The sequence below is a fragment of the Escherichia sp. MOD1-EC6162 genome (assembly GCF_002965125.1).
Classification (GTDB): domain Bacteria; phylum Pseudomonadota; class Gammaproteobacteria; order Enterobacterales; family Enterobacteriaceae; genus Escherichia; species Escherichia marmotae.
Genome location: NZ_PTSB01000012.1, coordinates 1 through 19746, shown reverse-complemented (window position 1 = coordinate 19746; position 19746 = coordinate 1). Strand labels below are relative to the sequence as shown.

The 19746-nt window shown below is 52.8% G+C and carries 19 protein-coding genes; 3 read left to right on the top strand and 16 right to left on the bottom strand.

Features of this window, described 5'->3' with window-relative positions:
* Positions 1-56 precede the first annotated feature (56 nt).
* Positions 57-101 carry a hypothetical protein gene (locus tag A9587_RS24865; protein ID WP_175419238.1) on the bottom strand — a complete coding sequence of 15 codons (45 nt, stop codon included), beginning with the start codon at positions 99-101 and terminating at the stop codon, positions 57-59.
* A gap of 24 nt (positions 102-125) precedes the next feature.
* Here A9587_RS24865 and coaE point away from each other — a divergent pair, with 24 nt between their 5' ends.
* From coaE to yacG, 3 genes are read left to right on the top strand one after another with little or no spacing between them, the layout of a single operon-like run.
* Positions 126-746: a dephospho-CoA kinase gene (gene coaE / locus A9587_RS11930; RefSeq protein WP_016249611.1), complete on the top strand. Its 621-nt coding sequence runs from the start codon at positions 126-128 to the stop codon at positions 744-746.
* Positions 746-1489 (top strand): cell division protein ZapD, encoded by a 744-nt coding sequence (gene zapD / locus A9587_RS11925; RefSeq protein ID WP_001194740.1) that lies wholly within the window; start codon positions 746-748, stop codon positions 1487-1489. The genes coaE and zapD overlap by 1 nt, the downstream gene beginning before the upstream one ends.
* Before the next feature lie 9 nt (positions 1490-1498).
* Positions 1499-1693 carry a DNA gyrase inhibitor YacG gene (gene yacG, locus A9587_RS11920; RefSeq protein ID WP_000005032.1) on the top strand — a complete coding sequence of 65 codons (195 nt, stop codon included), beginning with the start codon at positions 1499-1501 and terminating at the stop codon, positions 1691-1693.
* A 168-nt stretch (positions 1694-1861) separates the two neighbouring features.
* On the opposite strand, the gene mutT is transcribed toward yacG, so the two are convergent.
* From mutT to murE, 15 genes are all read right to left on the bottom strand, one after another.
* Positions 1862-2251 (bottom strand): 8-oxo-dGTP diphosphatase MutT, encoded by a 390-nt coding sequence (mutT, locus tag A9587_RS11915; protein ID WP_001517744.1) that lies wholly within the window; start codon positions 2249-2251, stop codon positions 1862-1864.
* A 59-nt stretch (positions 2252-2310) separates the two neighbouring features.
* Complete coding sequence (gene secA, locus A9587_RS11910) at positions 2311-5016, bottom strand: preprotein translocase subunit SecA (RefSeq protein ID WP_000905806.1); 2706 nt, start codon at positions 5014-5016, stop codon at positions 2311-2313.
* Positions 5017-5078: 62 nt separating this feature from the next.
* A complete protein-coding gene (gene secM / locus A9587_RS11905; RefSeq protein ID WP_000014327.1) occupies positions 5079-5591 on the bottom strand; it encodes a secA translation cis-regulator SecM in 513 nt (170 codons plus the stop codon).
* Between the two features lie 230 nt (positions 5592-5821).
* On the bottom strand, positions 5822-6739 hold the full coding sequence (lpxC, locus tag A9587_RS11900; RefSeq protein WP_000595484.1) for a UDP-3-O-acyl-N-acetylglucosamine deacetylase: 918 nt from the start codon (positions 6737-6739) through the stop codon (positions 5822-5824).
* Between the two features lie 100 nt (positions 6740-6839).
* Positions 6840-7991 (bottom strand): cell division protein FtsZ, encoded by a 1152-nt coding sequence (gene ftsZ / locus A9587_RS11895; RefSeq protein ID WP_000462777.1) that lies wholly within the window; start codon positions 7989-7991, stop codon positions 6840-6842.
* A 60-nt stretch (positions 7992-8051) separates the two neighbouring features.
* Positions 8052-9314, bottom strand: a complete 1263-nt coding sequence (gene ftsA, locus A9587_RS11890; RefSeq protein WP_000588474.1) for a cell division protein FtsA — start codon at positions 9312-9314, stop codon at positions 8052-8054.
* Positions 9311-10141 (bottom strand): cell division protein FtsQ, encoded by an 831-nt coding sequence (gene ftsQ, locus A9587_RS11885; RefSeq protein WP_000075732.1) that lies wholly within the window; start codon positions 10139-10141, stop codon positions 9311-9313. The genes ftsA and ftsQ overlap by 4 nt, the downstream gene beginning before the upstream one ends.
* A 1-nt stretch (position 10142) precedes the next feature.
* Positions 10143-11063 carry a D-alanine--D-alanine ligase gene (gene ddlB, locus A9587_RS11880; RefSeq protein ID WP_000130029.1) on the bottom strand — a complete coding sequence of 307 codons (921 nt, stop codon included), beginning with the start codon at positions 11061-11063 and terminating at the stop codon, positions 10143-10145.
* Positions 11056-12531, bottom strand: a complete 1476-nt coding sequence (murC, locus tag A9587_RS11875; RefSeq protein ID WP_001096039.1) for a UDP-N-acetylmuramate--L-alanine ligase — start codon at positions 12529-12531, stop codon at positions 11056-11058. Before murC ends, ddlB begins: the two co-directional genes overlap by 8 nt.
* 53 nt (positions 12532-12584) lie before the next feature.
* Positions 12585-13652 (bottom strand): undecaprenyldiphospho-muramoylpentapeptide beta-N-acetylglucosaminyltransferase, encoded by a 1068-nt coding sequence (gene murG / locus A9587_RS11870; protein WP_000016580.1) that lies wholly within the window; start codon positions 13650-13652, stop codon positions 12585-12587.
* On the bottom strand, positions 13649-14893 hold the full coding sequence (gene ftsW / locus A9587_RS11865; protein WP_001517743.1) for a cell division protein FtsW: 1245 nt from the start codon (positions 14891-14893) through the stop codon (positions 13649-13651). The genes murG and ftsW overlap by 4 nt, the downstream gene beginning before the upstream one ends.
* A complete protein-coding gene (gene murD, locus A9587_RS11860) occupies positions 14893-16209 on the bottom strand; it encodes a UDP-N-acetylmuramoyl-L-alanine--D-glutamate ligase (RefSeq protein ID WP_000796427.1) in 1317 nt (438 codons plus the stop codon). The genes ftsW and murD overlap by 1 nt, the downstream gene beginning before the upstream one ends.
* Before the next feature lie 2 nt (positions 16210-16211).
* Positions 16212-17294, bottom strand: a complete 1083-nt coding sequence (gene mraY / locus A9587_RS11855; protein WP_000964135.1) for a phospho-N-acetylmuramoyl-pentapeptide-transferase — start codon at positions 17292-17294, stop codon at positions 16212-16214.
* Complete coding sequence (gene murF, locus A9587_RS11850) at positions 17288-18646, bottom strand: UDP-N-acetylmuramoyl-tripeptide--D-alanyl-D-alanine ligase (RefSeq protein ID WP_105263357.1); 1359 nt, start codon at positions 18644-18646, stop codon at positions 17288-17290. The genes mraY and murF overlap by 7 nt, the downstream gene beginning before the upstream one ends.
* Positions 18643-19746 (bottom strand): UDP-N-acetylmuramoyl-L-alanyl-D-glutamate--2,6-diaminopimelate ligase (murE, locus tag A9587_RS11845; RefSeq protein ID WP_105224678.1); only part of this gene is annotated, 1104 nt, incomplete at its 5' end. The genes murF and murE, both read right to left, overlap by 4 nt.

Here is a 19746-nt window from a genome sequence, read left to right as displayed (position 1 = left end):
TTTTTTTACGCTACAATCCCATAAATTTACCTGGTAAATAATGGGCGAACGTTTCATTAATCCCGCTTTCGCGTGCTCATTTTTAATGTTTTGATAATCATGATGAATTCCCGGGAATATAAAATATGAGGTATACGGTTGCCTTAACGGGTGGCATTGGCAGTGGCAAGAGTACCGTTGCAAATGCGTTTGCTGACCTCGGAATTAACGTCATTGATGCCGATATTATTGCGCGTCAGGTAGTTGAACCGGGTAGACCTGCACTGCGTGCCATTGCTGAACATTTCGGCGCTGATATGATTGCTGCTGATGGAACATTGCAGCGCCGGGCCTTACGCGAGCGGATCTTCGCCAACCCGGAAGAGAAAAACTGGCTTAATGCCCTGCTACATCCGTTGATTCAGCAGGAGACGCAACGTCAGTTCCAGCAAGCAACTTCCCCCTATGTACTTTGGGTTGTGCCATTGCTGGTAGAAAACTCGCTGTATAAAAAAGCGAATCGTGTGCTGGTGGTGGATGTCAGCCCAGAAACGCAACTTAAGCGCACCATGCAGCGCGATGATGTTACTCGCGAACATGTCGAACAAATTCTTGCTGCCCAGGCAACGCGCGAAGCCCGCCTTGCCGTGGCGGATGACGTCATTGATAATAACGGCGCACCGGATGCTATTGCATCGGATGTTGCCCGCCTGCACGCAAATTACTTGCAGCTTGCGTCGCAGTTTGTCTCACAGGAAAAACCTTAATGCAGACCCAGGTCCTTTTTGAACATCCACTAAATGAAAAAATGCGTACATGGCTACGCATTGAGTTTTTGATTCAGCAACTCACCGTAAATTTACCCATCGTTGACTACGCTGGCGCTCTGCATTTCTTCCGTAATGTCAGTGACTTGCTGGATGTTTTCGAGCGTGGGGAAGTACGCACCGAATTGTTGAAAGAGCTTGACCGCCAGCAGCGTAAACTCCAGACCTGGATTGACGTGCCAGGCGTGGACCAGAGCCGTATTGAAGCATTAATTCAGCAGTTAAAAGCGGCGGGCAGCGTGCTGATTTCCGCACCGCGTATCGGGCAATTTCTGCGTGAAGATCGTCTGATTGCTTTAGTGCGCCAGCGTCTGAGCATACCCGGCGGTTGTTGTAGCTTTGATTTGCCAACTTTGCATATCTGGCTGCATTTACCCCAGGCGCAGCGCGACAGCCAGGTAGAAACCTGGATTGCCAGCCTGAATCCGCTCACCCAGGCACTTACCATGGTGTTAGATTTAATTCGCCAGTCGGCACCGTTTCGCAAACAAACCAGTCTGAACGGTTTCTATCAGGATAATGGCGAAGACGCTGATCTTCTACGGCTGAATCTGGCCCTTGATTCACAGCTTTATCCGCAAATTTCCGGTCATAAGAGTCGTTTTGCGATTCGTTTTATGCCGTTGGACAGTGAAAATGGTCTGGTGCCAGAGCGCCTGGATTTTGAACTGGCGTGCTGCTAAGGAGTTACGATGTCAGAAACTATTACGGTGAACTGCCCAACTTGCGGGAAAACGGTGGTATGGGGTGAAATCAGCCCGTTTCGGCCATTTTGTTGCAAACGTTGTCAGTTGATCGACCTCGGAGAATGGGCTGCTGAAGAAAAACGCATCCCCAGCAGCGGCGATCTGTCCGAAAGCGATGACTGGAGCGAAGAGCTGAAGTAATTGGGTGTAAGAGGTGAGGCATTGTCGGATGCGGTGTAAACGCCTTATCCGACCTGCAAGATCTTGCATATCAACGGATTACAAAATCCCGCAGGCCTGATAAGACGCGCCTGCGTCGCATCAGGCATCAGGGCAAATGTCGGATGCGGCGTGAACGCCTTATTTGACCTACAGGCGCTTAAGCTTCGCAATTACCGGTTCATTGGCTGGCGGAAAATCTTCTGCATTGAGGCTGGCCAGCGCCATCCACTCACCAGGTTGCCCTTCTTTTCCCCACGGTTCCCCTTCCCAGCCTTCGACCAGCCAGAACCACAGTGTGATATGCCTGTCAGGGAACTGATATTCCAGCTTTTCAAACAGCGAAAAACGTTGTGGCGTAATCCCGACTTCTTCCTGAAGCTCCCGCACCACCGCCTGTTCTGGCGTTTCGCCCGCTTCAATTTTACCGCCAGGAAACTCCAACTTATTCGCCATGTGCGCATCTGCGGCACGGCGGGTTATAAAGATTTCGTGGTTCTCGTTGCGAATAATACCTACCGCAATTTGCAGTTTTTTCATTGTCTTAAACCTATAAAAAAGGCGCAGATTTCTGCGCCTTTTGTCTTATTGATTAGCTTTTATTGCAGGCGACCATGGCACTGCTTGTATTTTTTACCGGAACCGCACGGGCAAGGATCGTTACGCCCAACTTTACGCTCGCCGGTTTGTGCAGCCAGCGCCGCTGCGGCTGCAGAGTCGTCATCCTGATGGCTAAGCTGCTGCATTTGCGCTAAACGCTCGGCTTCCATACGACGCTGTTGCTCCAGCTCTTCAACTTCTTCCGGCATACGAACCTGAACTTTGCTCAGCGTGCTAACCACTTCATATTTCAATGATTCCAGCATCGCCGCAAACATTGCGAAGGATTCACGTTTGTATTCCTGCTTCGGATCTTTCTGCGCGTAACCACGCAGGTGGATCCCCTGACGCAGGTAATCCATCGCCGCCAGGTGCTCTTTCCACAGGGAGTCCAGCGTTTGCAACATCACACCTTTCTCGAAGTGACGCATCATCTCGGCGCCAACCACTTCTTCTTTACGCTGATACACTTCGATGGACTGCGCCAGAATACGCTCACGCAGCGTCTCTTCATGCAGCTCTGGCTCTTTGTCCAGCCACTCGGCAATCGGCATATCGAGATCGAAATCGTTTTTCAGACGCTCTTGCAGCCCAGGAATGTCCCACATTTCTTCCAGTGATTGTGGCGGAATGTAGGCATCGATGGTCGCTTTGAACACATCTTCACGAATGCTGTTGATGGTTTCGCTCACATCGCTGACATCCAGCAGTTCGTTACGCTGGGAGTAAATGGCGCGACGCTGATCGTTAGCTACGTCATCGTATTCCAGCAACTGTTTACGAATGTCGAAGTTACGGCTTTCAACTTTACGCTGGGCGTTGGCAATTGCTTTGGTTACCCAAGGGTGTTCAATCGCTTCACCAGGTTTCATACCCAGTTTACGCATCATGCCGGAAACACGGTCGGAGGCAAAAATACGCATCAGCGCATCTTCCATCGACAGGTAGAAACGGGAAGAACCGGCATCGCCCTGACGACCCGAACGGCCACGCAACTGGTTATCGATACGACGAGATTCGTGACGTTCTGTACCGATGATATGCAAACCACCTGCTGCCAGAACCGCGTCGTGGCGTACCTGCCAGTCAGCTTTAATTTTTTCAATTTGCTCTGCGGTCGGGTTTTCCAGCGCGGCAACTTCTGCCTGCCAGCTACCGCCGAGCACAATGTCAGTACCACGACCCGCCATGTTGGTCGCGATAGTCACAGCCGCCGGATAACCCGCCTGGGCAACAATCGCAGCTTCGTTGGCGTGGAATTTGGCGTTCAGAACGTTATGCTTGATACCCGCTTTGGTCAGCTCGTTTGATACCAGTTCTGATTTTTCGATGGAGATAGTACCAACCAGCACCGGCTGGCCTTTCGCGGTACGCTCTTTGATATCTTCAATGATCGCCTGGATTTTTTCCGCTTCGGTCATGTAGACCAGATCCGGCAGATCTTTACGAATCATCGGACGGTTAGTCGGAACGACGACGGTATCCAGCTTGTAGATTGAGCTAAATTCGAATGCTTCGGTATCAGCCGTACCGGTCATCCCCGCCAGTTTTTCATACAAACGGAAGTAGTTCTGGAAGGTGATAGAAGCCAGCGTCTGGTTTTCGTTCTGGATCTGCACACCTTCTTTCGCTTCCACAGCCTGGTGCAGGCCATCGGACCAGCGACGCCCTTGCATGGTACGACCGGTATGTTCGTCAACGATGATAACTTCACCATCTTTAACGATGTAATCGACGTCGCGGGTAAATAGCGCGTGGGCACGCAGCGCCGCCGTTACGTGGTGCATCAGCATGATATTAGCCGGAGAATACAACGACTCGCCTTCGGCCATGATCCCTTCTTTCACCAACAGCTCTTCAATCAGCACCAAACCACGTTCGGTCAGGTTCACCTGACGAGATTTTTCATCAACCGAGAAGTGACCTTCGCCCTGGAAGGTTTCAGAGTCTTCTTTTTCCTGGCGGATCAGGTGTGGAATGATTTTGTTGACGCGCTTATACATTTCCGAACTGTCTTCTGCCGGACCAGAAATGATCAGCGGTGTACGCGCTTCATCGATCAGGATGGAGTCCACTTCGTCCACCAGCGCATAGTGCAGTTTACGCTGTACACGCTCTTCTGGGCTGAACGCCATGTTGTCGCGCAGGTAGTCGAAACCGTACTCGTTGTTAGTACCGTAAGTAATGTCGGCCGCATAGGCTTCACGTTTCGCTGGCGCAGGCATGCCCGGTAGGTTGATGCCGACGGTCATACCGAGGAATTCAAACAGCGGACGGTTGTTTTCGGCGTCACGCTGCGCCAGGTAATCGTTGACGGTAACAACGTGCACGCCCTTACCGGTTAATGCGTTCAGGTAAGCAGGCAGCGTTGCGGTCAGTGTTTTACCTTCACCAGTACGCATTTCCGCGATACAGCGTTCATTAAGAACCATGCCGCCGAGCAACTGAACGTCGAAGTGACGCATCCCAAAGACACGCTTACTTGCTTCACGCACAACGGCAAAGGCTTCCGGGATCAGGTTTTCCAGCACTTCGCCTTTTTCCAGACGTGCGCGAAACTCTGCAGTTTTTCCCTTCAGTTCTTCGTCGGAGAGTTTTTCCATCTCCGGTTCCATGGCATTGATGAGGTTGACGACTTTGCGCATCCGGCGCAGGGTGCGGTCGTTACGGCTACCGAAAACTTTTGTTAATAATTTGATTAGCATAATAAAATCTCAAACGCCCCGCAGTGCGGAGTTAATAAAATGAAATAAAGGTTTTGTCGTTATTAGCTAAGGCGTTGAGGGCCAGCACGGATACCTTGCGCCTGGCTGATCCAGACGGGCGTGCTGAATGCTGCTTGCGGAGTAAAATGCGCATAATCAATGCGATAACCATTTTCAGGCGGCGTGCCTTCCTGGGTCAGCAGCGCGCTGAGCGTATCCAGTAAAGCAAGATGTTGCGCCTGAAACGGTAAAGACTCTTCAGCAACGGGCAGCGTTTGCGGTGCCATTGCGAAGGAAAGATGACGGATTACCGTGCGAATTGCGTGTTGATGCCAGTAATCAACGGAATAGTTCGAGTTTGGGCGGCGCGTATTCGCTTCCAACAAGGCCAACTGACTAAAGTTAACTTTGGCGGAAGGCTCGTGGTTGCGGGTTGTCGCTTTTGCGGGCGCATTTGGTTCGGCGGCGTTGCTGAGCGCAGGCAAACCTAAACTCGCCGCGACCATCCCTAATAAGAGATGCGGCCAGAAGTAGCGTTTACCAAACTGTCGCCAGCGCGTCAGTATTCCACTCACGTTATTGCCATCCCAATCGTATTCAAACGTTTTTAGCGCACAAATCTTATCATTAAAGGCCGAAGTCCACAGCAGGAATGAAGATAAGTTGTGCGTAAAAGTGCTTAAGAAAACAGCGTTCGCACCGTTTCTTACGGCCCTGATAACAACTCAAAAAAAACGACTGGTTCACCTGGCCGGAGAGAGTGCCAGATTTGCCAGTCGAATTTTATACGACAGTATAAATGTCGTTATGCCAGTACCGTCGAAGGCGCTTTGAAGGCCAACGGCAGTTCTGCGTCGTCCTGGAAGGTCACATATTCCCAGGCTTCCTGTTTTGCCAGGACAGCCTGCAACAGTTTGTTATTCAGTGCATGACCGGATTTATAGGCGGTAAATGCACCAATAATATTGTGACCACACATGAACAAGTCACCGATCGCGTCAAGCATTTTGTGACGCACAAATTCGTCTTCAAAACGCAAACCGTCTTCGTTCAGTACGCGATAATCGTCAACAACGATGGCACAATCGAAGCTGCCGCCCAGGCACAAACCACGAGACTGCAGATATTCAATATCGCGCATGAAACCGAATGTACGCGCACGGCTGATCTGACGCATAAACGCATCAGCAGAGAAGTTCATCGCATAGCGTTGATTGCTGGAATCGATAGCCGGATGGTTGAAATCGATGGTGAAATCCAGCGAAAAACCATTATATGGCTTAAATTCAGCCCACTTATCGCCATCTTCGACACGAACAGTCTCTTTGATGCGAACAAATTTCTTGGCGCAGTTGAGTTCGTCGATACCAGCATCAAGCAGCAGGTAAACAAACGGAGCAGCGCTGCCGTCCATAATCGGGATTTCCGGTGCGTTAACTTCGATAACGATGTTATCGATGCCTAAGCCCGCGAGCGCAGCGTTCAAGTGCTCAACGGTTGAAATCCGTACATCATGCTCGTTGACCAGACACGTACAGAGCATGGTATCACGCACAGATTTGGCATCGGCCGGGAAATCTACCGGTGGATTCAAGTCGGTGCGACGATAGATGACCCCGGTGTTGGCCGGCGCAGGGCGTAACGTCAGGGTGACTTTCTTGCCGGTATGTAAACCGACACCCGTCGCCTGAACGATACGTTTAAGTGTCCTTTGTTTGATCATCGTATTATCTCGCCAAATTATCTATCCAACCGAAGTGTACTATACATTCGGCAGGCCAGTTTAGCACAAAGAGCCTCGTAACCCAAATTCCAGCTTATTCTTAGTCAGCTTGCTTACGCAAGAATGCAGGGATATCCAGATAATCAGGTTCTTTCGCGGTTTGCGGCGTATTGTCGTTCACCACTTTAGCGACCGGTTTCTGTTCCTGAGTCAGCGGTGCCATACCGTGCTGTTGGTAACGATCCATCACCGGCTGCTGAACTTGTTTATTGGTCACGAGAGTGATTTCAGGACGTTTGTCCATGCCGATGCCTGTTGCAACCACGGTTACACGCAGTTCATCGTTCATATCCGGGTCAAGAGATGTACCGATAACCACAGTCGCGTTATCCGAAGCAAATGCACGGATGGTGTTACCTACGGTTTCGAATTCATCCAGACGCAGGTCGAAGCCCGCCGTGATGTTAACCAGCACGCCGCGCGCGCCAGACAGGTCGATGTCTTCCAGCAGCGGAGAAGAGATAGCCATTTCAGCCGCTTCTTCCGCACGGTCTTCGCCGCTTGCCACACCAGAACCCATCATCGCGTAGCCCATTTCAGACATCACGGTACGAACGTCTGCAAAGTCGACGTTCATCAGACCCGGACGAGTAATCAGTTCAGCGATACCCTGAACAGCACCTTTCAGCACATCATTCGCTGCGCCAAACGCATCAAGCAGGGAAATACCGCGACCGAGCACCTTCAGCAGTTTATCGTTCGGGATGGTAATCAGTGAGTCCACATGCTTGGACAATTCAGTGATCCCCTGCTCCGCGAAGGCCATACGCTTCTTGCCTTCAAAGTTGAAAGGCTTAGTCACGACAGCAACGGTCAGGATCCCCAAATCTTTTGCAACTTCAGCAACGACCGGCGCAGCACCTGTACCAGTACCGCCCCCCATACCTGCTGCAATAAATACCATGTCTGCACCTTCCAGCGCCGCACGCAGTGCATCGCGATCCTCATCAGCCGCATTACGGCCAACTTCTGGATTAGCGCCAGCTCCCAGTCCTTTGGTTATACCACTACCGATCTGAATCGTCTGCCCAACCGCTGTTTTACGCAGCGCCTGTGCATCGGTATTTACCGCGAAGAATTCAACACCTTCAATGCGCTCACGCACCATGTGCTCAACAGCATTACCGCCGCCGCCGCCGACGCCGATGACTTTAATCACCGCGTCGTTGGTAAGTTCCATTGGTTCAAACATAGTTTCTCTCCGATATGTGCCTGTCGCCTGAGGCCGTAATCACCGTCGACCTCATAAAAATTAAAACTCTTTTCGCAGCCAACTATTGAGTCGCTTGATCCACGAGCCAACTGATGCTGTAACACGTTTTTCTACTTCCGCTTCACCGTTAAGATGTGACTCTTTCCCGTAGTGAAGCAATCCCACAGCCGTCGAGTAATACGGCTCCTGAGCATAATCAGTTAAACCAGTGATATTCAGCGGCGCGCCAATACGCACCTGCGTATGAAACACTCGCTGAGCGCAGGCGGCAAGACCTTCGATCTGCGCCGCGCCACCGGTTAATACAATGCCCGCCGCCAGGTGATGTTTCACACCTTGTTGGCGAAGCTTTTCCTGCAACTGCAATATCTCTTCGTTGACCAGATTGAGCAGCTCGGTATACCGTGGCTCAATCACCTCCGCCAGCGTCTGACGTTGCAGACTACGCGGTGGTCGCCCACCTACGCTCGGCACTTCCACACTCTCATCTTTACCAACGATGGAGCCTAACGCGCAGCCATGGCGAACTTTAATCGCTTCGGCGTCGCTTGGCGGCGTGCCAAAGGCATAGGCGATATCACTGGTCACCACATTGCCAGCATAAGGAATTACCTTGGTGTGGCGCAATGCCCCACCGGTATAAACGGCGATATCCATTGTACCACCACCGATATCGACGACGCAGACTCCCAATTCACGTTCGTCTTCCGTCAATACCGAATAACTTGATGCCAGTCCGGCAAATATCAGTTGGTCAACTTTCAGGCCACAACGTTCAACCGCTTTAACAATGTTTTTCGCCATATCATTGTGACATGTGATCAGGTGCACTTTTGCCTGCATTCGCACGCCGGAAAGCCCCACCGGGTTCTTGATCCCTTCCTGATAGTCAATCGCGTACTCTTGCGGGATCACGTGCAACACACGATGTTCATCACGCACGCGCACCGATTTCGCGGTATGGACGACGTTTTCCACATCTTCTTGCGTCACTTCTTCTTCAGAAATGGGCACCATACCTATTTCATTCTGACAACTGATGTGCTTACCAGAAAGCGCCAGATATACTGAAGAGATCTGACAATCTGCCATCAATTCTGCCTGGTCAATAGCGCGTTGTACGCATTTGACCACGGATTCGAGGTCGTTAACCCCGCCTTTATCCATACCACGTGACGGGCAACTGCCCACACCAATGATATTGACCATACCGTCGGGCAGAACTTCCCCTACTAAAGCGGCAACCTTCGCGGTACCAATCTCCAGTCCTACTACCAGTTTTCTGTCCGTCGCCTTGATCATTGTTGTTCTGCCTGTGCCTGATTTTGTTGCTGAGTAGATTCCTCTGGCGGCAAGGGCGCCCAGCCTACTGCCGCACCAGAGTCATAACGCAAATCAACGTAGCTAATCCGTTTGCCATCGGTTTGCGCCTGCTGCTGTAAAACCGGATAAAGTTCTACAAAGCGAGCCAAACGTTTCATCGTATCGCCCCGGCCAAGGTTGAGCTTAATATCGTTATTCAGCGTCAACTGCCAGGAACGCCGCGCGGTCATCGCCGCTTCCTTCAGAGTAAATCTGTCCTTTGCCAGCATCTGCCCCATTTCGCGATAGCCCTGCAACACTTCATTTGCGCTGCCTTCCGGGCCATACAACATCGGGAGCACCTGCTTGCTGGTGCGATCTGGTGGCACGCTGAAGGTATTTCCTTCGGCGTCTACCATATGTTGATCATTCCACCGCGCAATCGGCACATATTCAACCAGATGAATCTTCAATTCATCAGGCCACTGCTTTCTGACGCTCACCTGCTTAATCCACGGCAGGCGTTGTTCTATTTGCGTCTGGATGATGTTGACATCCTGGGTCATAAAAGTACCCGGCTCACCCAACGCCAGGATCGACTGCCGGATATCGTCATTACGCGTGTAATGCCGTTCACCGGTCAACACCAGCTTTGAGAGCGGCAGGCGTTGCGCATCTTCCATCCAGCCCAACACGACCCAGCCGCTCACCAACACTGTCGTTAAAACCGTCAGCAGGAAAAGGATCCCCGCCAGACGTGTTCCATTATTGCGGCGAGAAGAAATCTCTTCCTCGCTGTTTCGCGTGTTCAGAGCAGCCTGCGACATATTAGTCCGCCAGTTCCAGAATTCGTACTACCAACTGCGAGAAGCTTAACCCCGCCTGACGCGCCGCCATCGGCACCAGACTATGGCTGGTCATACCCGGTGAGGTATTGGCTTCCAGCAGATAAAACTGTCCATCACTGTCCAGCATGACGTCAATACGCCCCCATCCTTTGCAGCCTAAAGTCGTCCATGCTTTCAGCACTAATGCCTGCAAATTGGCCTCTTGTGACGCTTCCAGACCTGCGGGGCAGAAATACTGTGTCTCATCAGAGAGATACTTTGCCTCATAATCATAGAAGGTTCCGGCGGGTTGAATACGTATTGACGGTAAAATTTCTTCACCGAGTATCGCAACCGTGAACTCCGGCCCACTTAGCCATTTTTCAATCAATACTTCTTCATCGTGCTGAAATGCCAATCTTAATGCATCTTGTAGAGCATTTTCTGCTACTACTTTTGACATTCCAACGCTGGAACCTTCGCGACTCGGCTTGACAATAAGCGGCAAACCTAAGGCAGAAATTTCTGCTAACTGCTTATCACTAAGGCCTTTTTCAAATTCTGCGCGGGTTAATGCCACCCACGGCGCTACCGGTAAACCTGCTCCCTGCCACAGCAATTTGCTGCGTAGTTTATCCATTGAAAGCGCAGATGCCATCACCCCGCTGCCGGTATAAGGTAGCCCCATCAGCTCGAGCATGCCCTGCAATGTGCCGTCTTCACCGCCGCGCCCGTGCAGAGCGATAAATACTTTCTGAAAGCCCATCGCCTTCAGTTGCGTCACGTCGACTTCTTTCGGATCGACAGGATGCGCGTTGATACTGCCTTCACGCAGCCCGGCTAACACTGCAGCACCAGAATTCAAAGAAACTTCTCTCTCTGCGGAGTTCCCGCCCAACAGGACCGCGATTTTATCAGTCATGTTGCTCTTCCTCCGGAGTTTGCGGCTTCAGTTTGATTTCAGCTAAAGAACGAGCAATTTTTCCGATATTACCCGCCCCCTGCACAAGAATCAGGTCGTTACCAGTTAATACCGGTGCTAACATCTCGGCTACCTGCGCCGGATCAGGCACCAGAATGGGATCAATTTTCCCACGTCCACGAATTGTACGACACAACGAACGGCTGTCCGCTCCCGGAATCGGTGCTTCGCCAGCCGGATAAACGTCCAGCATCAATAAGGTATCGACCTGGGTCAGGACATTGGCAAAATCGTCATACAGATCACGAGTGCGGGTGAAACGGTGCGGCTGAAACAGCATCACCAGGTTTTTATCCGGCCAGCCAGCACGCGCCGCTTTAATCGTGGCATCCACTTCTGTCGGATGGTGGCCGTAGTCATCGACCAGCATTGCTGTACCGCTTTTACCGTTGACCGGCTCCAGCGGAAACTCACCGAGGAAATCAAAGCGACGACCGGTTCCCTGGAAGCTCTCCAGCGCACGCAGAATAGCGTCGTCGTCAATCCCCTCTTCCGTGGCGACCGCAACCGCAGCGGCAGCGTTCAGCGCATTATGACGGCCTGGCGCATTCAGAGTAACGCGCATCGGCTCTTTGTCCTGGCGCAGCAACGTAAAGTGCCCCTGCGGGCCAATCTGCTGATAATCTTCCACACGAACGTCAGCATCTTCACTGAAACCATAAGTGGTAATCTGACGGCCAACGCGCGGTAACAACTCACGGATCACCGGGTCGTCAACACACATCACCGCACGTCCGTAAAACGGCAGGTTGTGCAGAAAATTAATAAAAGTCTGTTTTAAATTCTCGAAGTCACCCTGGTAGGTATCCATGTGATCGGCTTCGATATTGGTGACAATCGCCACCATCGGTTGCAGATGCAGGAACGATGCGTCGCTCTCATCCGCTTCGGCAATCAGGTAACGCCCGTGACCTAAACGCGCATGAACACCCGCCGCTTTTACCAACCCACCGTTAACGAAGGTCGGGTCGAGGCCCGCTTCTGCGTAGATACTGGAAACCATCGCGGTGGTGGTGGTTTTACCGTGTGTCCCGGCAATGGCGATGCCATGACGAAAACGCATTAACTCAGCCAGCATTTCCGCACGACGAATAACCGGAATACGCGCTTCATGGGCAGCAACAATCTCTGGGTTGTCAGCAGAAATCGCGCTGGAAACAACGACCACGCTGGCGTCACGCACGTTTTCCGGGCGATGGTTGAAGTAAATCGTCGCCCCCAGATTCATTAACTGCTGCGTGACCGGATTTGGCGCTAAATCGGAACCACTGATCTGATACCCTTCATTGGCCAGAACTTCGGCAATACCGCCCATACCGGCACCACCGATGCCGACAAAGTGTATGTGCCGAACGCGACGCATTTCGGGCACGATGGAACGCAGTTTTGCCAATTGTTGTGTATTCATTCTTTACGCCATTAACTTCTCAAATTCATGCGATGCAAAAGGCATCGCCACAATTACGCCCGGGCAGCCCGGCTCACTTCATTTGCCACTCGCTCGGTGGCATCCGGAATGGATGCAGCACGGGCGCGTTCTGCCATGGTTAATAAGGTTTCTCGCGACCACCCGGCCAGGGTGTTGGCGACAGCGTCCACAGTAAGTTGCGGTTGCTCGATAATTTTGGCTGCGCCCGCTTTTTCCAGCGGCAGCGCATTCCAGTATTGCTGGCGGTCTTTATGCTGAAACGGCACAAACAATGCCGGTAGCCCCGCCGCGGCGATTTCACTCACCGTCAACGCGCCGGAGCGGCAAACAACGACATCCGCCCATGCATAGGCCGCCGCCATATCATCAATAAATTCTGTCACTTTATGCTGCGGTTGCCCCGCTTCGGCATAAGCCTGTTCAACAGATTGTTGCGAACCTTTGCCACTCTGATGCCAGATAGTTACCGTATCGCCCAGCTTTGCTGCGACCTGAGGCATTGTCTGGTTAAGAATACGCGCGCCCTGCGAACCGCCCACCACCAACACACGAATCGGGCCTTCACGCCCGGCCAAACGTTGCTGCGGTAATGGCAGCGCCAGCACATCGGTACGCACCGGGTTACCAACCACTTCCGCATTGGGGAAAGCGCCTGGAAACGCCTGCATCACTTTGGTGGCAATTTTCGCCAGCCATTTATTGGTCAAGCCTGCAATGCCGTTTTGTTCGTGAAGTACAACCGGAATGCCTAACGACCATGCTGCCAGACCACCAGGCCCGGAAACGTAGCCGCCCATCCCGAGCACCACATCAGGCTTGTAAGCTTTCATAATTGCCCGCGCCTGCCGCCAGGCGTTAAAGATACGCAGCGGAGCCACGAGTAATGCTTTGATCCCCTTACCACGCAGGCCGGAGATACGAATAAAGTCGATCTCAATACCGTGCTTCGGCACTAAGTCCGCTTCCATACGATCGGCAGTACCCAGCCAGCGAACTTGCCACCCCTGGGTCATTAAATGGTGCGCAACCGCCAGCCCGGGGAACACATGTCCGCCAGTACCGCCAGCCATCACCATTAATCGCTTCCCTTGACCACTCATCGTGAACCTCGTGCAAACGCCTGCGCTTTCTCCAGACGCGTTTCATAATCAATACGCAACAGCATCATGATGGCTGTCGACATAATCAGTAAACTCGAACCACCGTAACTGATCAGCGGCAATGTCAAACCTTTGGTCGGTAGCATCCCCGCCGCCGCGCCTACGTTAACCAGCGCCTGGAAACTAAACCAGATGCCAATTGAACAGGCGAGAAAACCAGAAAAGCGGTGGTCAATTTCTAACGCTTTACGGCCAATCGACATCGCACGAAAAGCGACGAAGAATACCATTAAAAGCGCCAGCACCACACCGATATACCCCAGTTCTTCTCCGATAATGGCGAAAATAAAGTCAGTATGCGCTTCCGGCAGATACTCCAGTTTTTGTACCGAGTTACCTAAACCTTGCCCCCACAATTCGCCACGACCAAACGCCATCAATGATTGCGTCAACTGATAGCCGCTGCCGAACGGGTCTTCCCACGGGTTCCAGAACGCGGTAACGCGGCGAATACGGTATGGTTCAGCGAGGATCAGCAACACAACCGCTGAAATCCCCATGCCGATAATGGCAATGAATTGCCATAATTTCGCCCCCGCCAGGAACAGCATCGCCAGCGTGGTCACAAACAACACCACCACCGTACCGAGGTCAGGCTGCGCCAGCAGCAACACTGCCAGTACCAGAATCACCCCCATCGGTTTCAGGAAGCCGCGCAAGTTATTACGCACTTCGTCACCTTTACGCACCAGATAGTTGGCGATATAGCAAAACAGCGACAGCTTAGTCAGTTCCGCAGGCTGAATACGCAGCAGGCCGAGATCGATCCAACGCGATGCCCCTTTAACTGAGCTACCCACCACCAGCACGATCATCAGCAAGATGATTGACCCGAGCAGCATTGTGGCGCTGTAGCGCTGCCAGAACTCCATCGGCAGGCGCAGCGTAATGATCGCCAGAATGAACGCCAGGATCAGGTAAACACCATCACGCTTCGCGAAGAAGAACGGATCGTTGGTTAAGCGTTGCCCGATGGGCATTGACGCCGAGGTCACCATGATAAAGCCAATCGCCGCGAGGCCGAAGGTCAGCCACAGCAAGGTACGATCGTACATGATCAGGCTGTCGGTATCTTTTTCCCGCGAGCCCATCACCCAGCCCTTCAGCGCCGTGGAGATCCAGACCAGGATACTGAATCCCGGCAGACGCGGCATTTTCAGGCGAGGGAAAGATAAACGCATCAACCAAACTCCTTCGCCAGACGAGCAAATTCATTGCCCCGTTGTTCAAAGTTCTTGAACTGATCGAGGCTGGCACAGGCCGGAGAGAGCAGAACCATATCTCCCGGTCGCACGCGCGGAGCCAATAGACGCATCGCCTGCTCCATGGTTTCGGTTTGTTCAGCCACTTCCGGGCGTAAAGCCGCTAACTGCGCACCGTCGCGACCGAAGCAATACAGACGAACGTTATCGCCATTCAGATAGCGCGCCAGCGGACTAAAATCCGCCGATTTGCCATCGCCGCCTAACAACAAGTGCAGCGTACCGTCAACATGCAAGCCGTTTAGCGCGGCTTCCGTACTGCCGACGTTGGTAGCTTTCGAGTCGTTAATCCAGCGTACGCCATTGTGCTCAAGCACCACTTCAAAGCGATGCGGCAGACCGGTAAAAGTCGTTAGCGCTGTCAGGCTGCTGGCTCGCGGTAACCCTGCGGCATCCGCCAGCGCCAGTGCCGCCAGCGCATTGGTGTAGTTATGTTGCCCTGAAAGTTTCATCTCTTTCACGTTCAACACTTTCTCACCTTTCACCCGCAGCCAGGTTTCGCCCTGCTGATGATTCAGGTGATAGTCACCCATGTTGACGCCAAAGCTGACGCAACGTTCATCCGCACCGCGGATCGGCATCGTTAAGGCATCATCGGCATTAACCACGCAAACTTTCGCATTTTCGTAAATGCGCAGTTTTGCCGCACGATACTGTTGCAAACCAAACGGATAACGATCCATATGATCTTCAGTTACGTTCAGAATGGTCGCTGCCACCGCCTGTAAACTGGAGGTTGTTTCCAGTTGGAAGCTCGACAGTTCCAACACGTACAGTTCGCACTCATCATCAAGTAACATCAACGCTGGCAGACCAATGTTGCCACCTACGCCAACGTTAACACCTGCTGCTTTCGCCATTTCGCCCACTAAGGTGGTGACCGTACTTTTGCCGTTAGAACCCGTGATCGCCACAATCGGCGCTTGCGCTTCGCGGCAGAACAGTTCGATATCACCAACGATTTCGATTCCGGCATCGGCAGCGGCGCTTAAGGATGGATGCGCCAGCGCAATGCCGGGGCTGGCGACAATAAGATCTGCCGCCATCAGCCATTCATCATTAAGACCGCCAGTATGACGTTCTACCGTTTCGGGTAATTTATCCAGGCCAGGCGGTGTCATACGCGTATCCATAACGCGCGGCGTCACGCCGCGAGCAAGGAAAAAGTCTACGCAGGAAAGCCCGGTGAGGCCCAGGCCGATAATGACGACATTTTTACCCAGGTAATCAGCCATGATTAACGCACCTTCAGCGTTGCCAGACCAATCAGGACCAGCATCAGCGAAATAATCCAGAAACGCACGATGACACGCGGTTCCGGCCAGCCTTTAAGTTCATAGTGGTGATGGATCGGCGCCATGCGGAAAATACGTTGCCCGCGCAGTTTAAAGGAGCCGACCTGCAAAATAACCGACAGGGTTTCGACAACAAACACGCCCCCCATAATCACCAGCAGGAATTCCTGACGCAGCAGCACAGCGATAATGCCCAACGCGCCACCTAACGCCAGCGAACCAACGTCGCCCATAAAGACCTGCGCGGGATAGGTGTTAAACCACAGGAAGCCCAGCCCTGCCCCGACTATCGCGGTGCAGACGATAACCAGCTCCCCGGCGTGTCGCAGATACGGTATATGTAAGTAGCTGGCAAAGTTCATGTTGCCGGTAGCCCAGGCCACCAGTGCAAAACCACCTGCGACAAAGACGGTCGGCATAATGGCCAGACCGTCGAGGCCATCGGTCAGGTTTACCGCGTTGCCCGTACCGACAATCACAAAATACGCCAGCAGGATATAAAACAAGCCTAACTGCGGCATCACATCTTTAAAGAACGGCACCACCAGTTGCGTTGCTGGCGTGTCTTTTCCTGCAAGATAAAGTGCGAAAGCAACGCCCAACGCAATCACCGACATCCAGAAATACTTCCAGCGCGCGATCAAACCTTTGGTGTCTTTGCGCACGACTTTGCGATAGTCATCAACAAAACCAATAATGCCGTAACCGACCAGCACCACCAGTACGCACCAGACATACGGGTTGGAGGGATAAGCCCACAAGATCACGGAGACGACAATCGCAGTCAGGATCATGATCCCACCCATGGTCGGCGTGCCGCGCTTACTGAAGTGTGATTCAGGGCCATCGTTACGAACAACCTGCCCGAAGGAGAGTTTTTGCAAATGAGCAATCATGCGCGGGCCCATCCACAATGAGATGAACAGCGCAGTCAGCAGGCTGACGATGGCGCGAAACGTCAGATAGGAAAAGACGTTAAAGCCGGAATAATATTTGACCAAATGTTCGGCCAGCCAAACTAACATGTCCCATTCTCCTGTAAAGCGCGTACTACCTCTTCCATGGCAGCACTACGTGAACCCTTAACTAAAATCGTAATCACCTGTTGCTCTGCAATCAGTGATTTAAGACGCGTAATCAACGCGGATTTATCAGCAAAATGTTCGCCAGCACCGCTGGCGGTGCTGATAGCATGGCTTTGCTTGCCCACGCTTAACACGCGGTCAATACCAGCCGCCTTCGCCGCTTCCCCCACCTGGACATGACAGGCATCACTTTCAGCACCCAGCTCAGCCATATCACCAACCACCAGCACGCGATAACCCGGCATTTCAGCCAGTACCTGAACTGCGGCGGTCATTGAGCCAACATTGGCGTTGTAGGAGTCGTCGAGCAGCAACTGGTTTTCCGCCAGTTGAATGGGAAACAGACGACCAGGAACAGCTTGCAGATTTGCCAGTCCCGTTTTGATGGCATCAAGCGTTGCACCCACGGACATGGAGAGCGCCGCGGCAGCCAACGCATTTGCGATATTGTGACGCCCCGGCAGCGGCAGCAGAACATCGACGCTACCTGTTGGGGTTTGCAGCGTAAATTCAGTACCATGTGAAGTCACATGGATATTGGTAGCGGTAAAATCGCTGTTGGCGGCATTTGGCGAAAAACGCCACACTTTGCGTGGGCCAATCACACTCTGCCAGTTCAGCCAGTCGTTGTTATCGGCATTCATGATAGCGATACCGTTTTCTGGCAGGCCGGTAAAGATTTCGCCTTTCGCTTTCGCGACACCCGCAAGCGAGCCGAAACCTTCCAGATGCGCAGCCGCCAGATTGTTGACCAGTGCGGCTTCCGGACGGGTCAGGCTAACAGTCCAGGCAATTTCGCCCTGATGGTTAGCGCCAAGCTCAATGACCGCGTAATCGTATTCCGGCGTTAAACGCAGCAGCGTCATTGGCACGCCGATGTCGTTGTTGAGATTGCCAGCCGTATAAAGCGTGTTGCCACACTGACTTAAAATCGCCGCGGTCATCTCTTTCACGGAGGTTTTACCGGAGGAACCGGTCAGGGCAACCACACGAGCAGGAACTTGCTGACGAACCCATGCTGCCAGTTCACCAAATGCCAGACGCGTATCGTTAACGATTAACTGTGGCAGGTCGATATCCAGCGGACGGCTAACCAGCAGCGCGCCCGCCCCTCCAGCTTTCGCCTGGTCGGCAAAATCATGGGCATCGAAACGTTCGCCTTTCAGGGCGACGAACAGACAGCCAGGCGTCAATTTACGGGTATCGGTGGTTACGGCGTCAAGGGTGATATCAGCCCCTTTCAGTTCGCCGTTGAGAATATTCGCCAGTTGGCTAAGGGTTACACTAATCATGCGATTACCCCCAGCAAACGCGCCACCGTGACGCGATCGGAGTAGTCCAGACGCTGATTACCGACAATCTGGTAATCTTCATGGCCTTTACCCGCGACCAACACGACATCATTTTCTTTCGCCTGCATAACGGCGCACGTTACCGCTTCTGCGCGACCTTCCATCACTTTGGCATGTCCGGCGTCTAACATCCCCGCCAGAATATCGTTGATGATGGCACGCGGCTCTTCAGTACGCGGGTTGTCATCCGTTACCACCGCCACGTCGGCAAACTCTTCAGCAATCGCCCCCATCAGTGGGCGCTTGCCTTTATCGCGATCGCCGCCACAGCCGAAGACGCACCACAGCTTACCCGCACAGTGCAGGCGCGCAGCCTGCAAGGCTTTTTCCAGCGCATCCGGAGTGTGAGCATAATCCACAACAACCGTCGGTTTGCCTGGCGCAGTGAACACTTCCATACGTCCGCAAACCGGTTGCAGACGCGCGGCGGTTTTCAGCAGGTCAGCTAATGGGTAACCGAGCGCCAGCAGCGTCGCCAGCGCCAGCAGCAGGTTACTAACGTTGAATGCGCCCATCAGGCGGCTTTCTATTTCCCCATCGCCCCAGCTTGAGGTGAAGCGAATGGTCGCACCGCTGTCGTGATAGTTCACGCCAGTCGCTTTCAACCAGCGGCCATGACAGTTCGGATTGATATTTTCTTCCATCGACACGGCAACCGCGTCCGGCAATTTTGCCAGCCAGCGGCGGCCTACTTCGTCATCAGCGTTGACAATCGCCTGACCGCAATGATGTTCGGAGTAAAGCAACCATTTCGCCGCTTCGTAGTGTTCCATATCACCATGATAATCAAGGTGATCGCGACTTAAGTTAGTAAAGACCGACGCCGCAAATTTCAATGCCGCCACACGGTGCTGTACCAGCCCGTGTGAGGAAACTTCCATTGCGCAAAAAGTCGCGCCCTGATCCACCAGCCCCGCCAGCTCATGCTGAACGTCGACTGCCGAACCGGTGGTATTTTCCGTCGGGATCACTTTACCCAGCAGGCCATTACCAACAGTGCCCATTACCGCGCTGGTTTCACCAAGCAGTTGGCTCCATTG

Excerpts from the sequence above, each read along its gene's own strand:
- mraY (WP_000964135.1), bottom strand. The coding sequence starts at position 17,294 with ATGTTAGTTTGGCTGGCCGAACATTTGGTCAAATATTATTCCGGCTTT.
- yacG (WP_000005032.1), top strand. The coding sequence starts at position 1,499 with ATGTCAGAAACTATTACGGTGAACTGCCCAACTTGCGGGAAAACGGTG.
- ftsW (WP_001517743.1), bottom strand. The coding sequence starts at position 14,893 with ATGCGTTTATCTTTCCCTCGCCTGAAAATGCCGCGTCTGCCGGGATTC.
- murG (WP_000016580.1), bottom strand. The coding sequence starts at position 13,652 with ATGAGTGGTCAAGGGAAGCGATTAATGGTGATGGCTGGCGGTACTGGC.
- murF (WP_105263357.1), bottom strand. The coding sequence starts at position 18,646 with ATGATTAGTGTAACCCTTAGCCAACTGGCGAATATTCTCAACGGCGAA.
- lpxC (WP_000595484.1), bottom strand. The coding sequence starts at position 6,739 with ATGATCAAACAAAGGACACTTAAACGTATCGTTCAGGCGACGGGTGTC.
- ddlB (WP_000130029.1), bottom strand. The coding sequence starts at position 11,063 with ATGACTGATAAAATCGCGGTCCTGTTGGGCGGGAACTCCGCAGAGAGA.
- murD (WP_000796427.1), bottom strand. The coding sequence starts at position 16,209 with ATGGCTGATTACCTGGGTAAAAATGTCGTCATTATCGGCCTGGGCCTC.
- ftsQ (WP_000075732.1), bottom strand. The coding sequence starts at position 10,141 with ATGTCGCAGGCTGCTCTGAACACGCGAAACAGCGAGGAAGAGATTTCT.
- murC (WP_001096039.1), bottom strand. The coding sequence starts at position 12,531 with ATGAATACACAACAATTGGCAAAACTGCGTTCCATCGTGCCCGAAATG.
- ftsZ (WP_000462777.1), bottom strand. The coding sequence starts at position 7,991 with ATGTTTGAACCAATGGAACTTACCAACGACGCGGTGATTAAAGTCATC.
- secA (WP_000905806.1), bottom strand. The coding sequence starts at position 5,016 with ATGCTAATCAAATTATTAACAAAAGTTTTCGGTAGCCGTAACGACCGC.
- mutT (WP_001517744.1), bottom strand. The coding sequence starts at position 2,251 with ATGAAAAAACTGCAAATTGCGGTAGGTATTATTCGCAACGAGAACCAC.
- coaE (WP_016249611.1), top strand. The coding sequence starts at position 126 with ATGAGGTATACGGTTGCCTTAACGGGTGGCATTGGCAGTGGCAAGAGT.
- ftsA (WP_000588474.1), bottom strand. The coding sequence starts at position 9,314 with ATGATCAAGGCGACGGACAGAAAACTGGTAGTAGGACTGGAGATTGGT.
- zapD (WP_001194740.1), top strand. The coding sequence starts at position 746 with ATGCAGACCCAGGTCCTTTTTGAACATCCACTAAATGAAAAAATGCGT.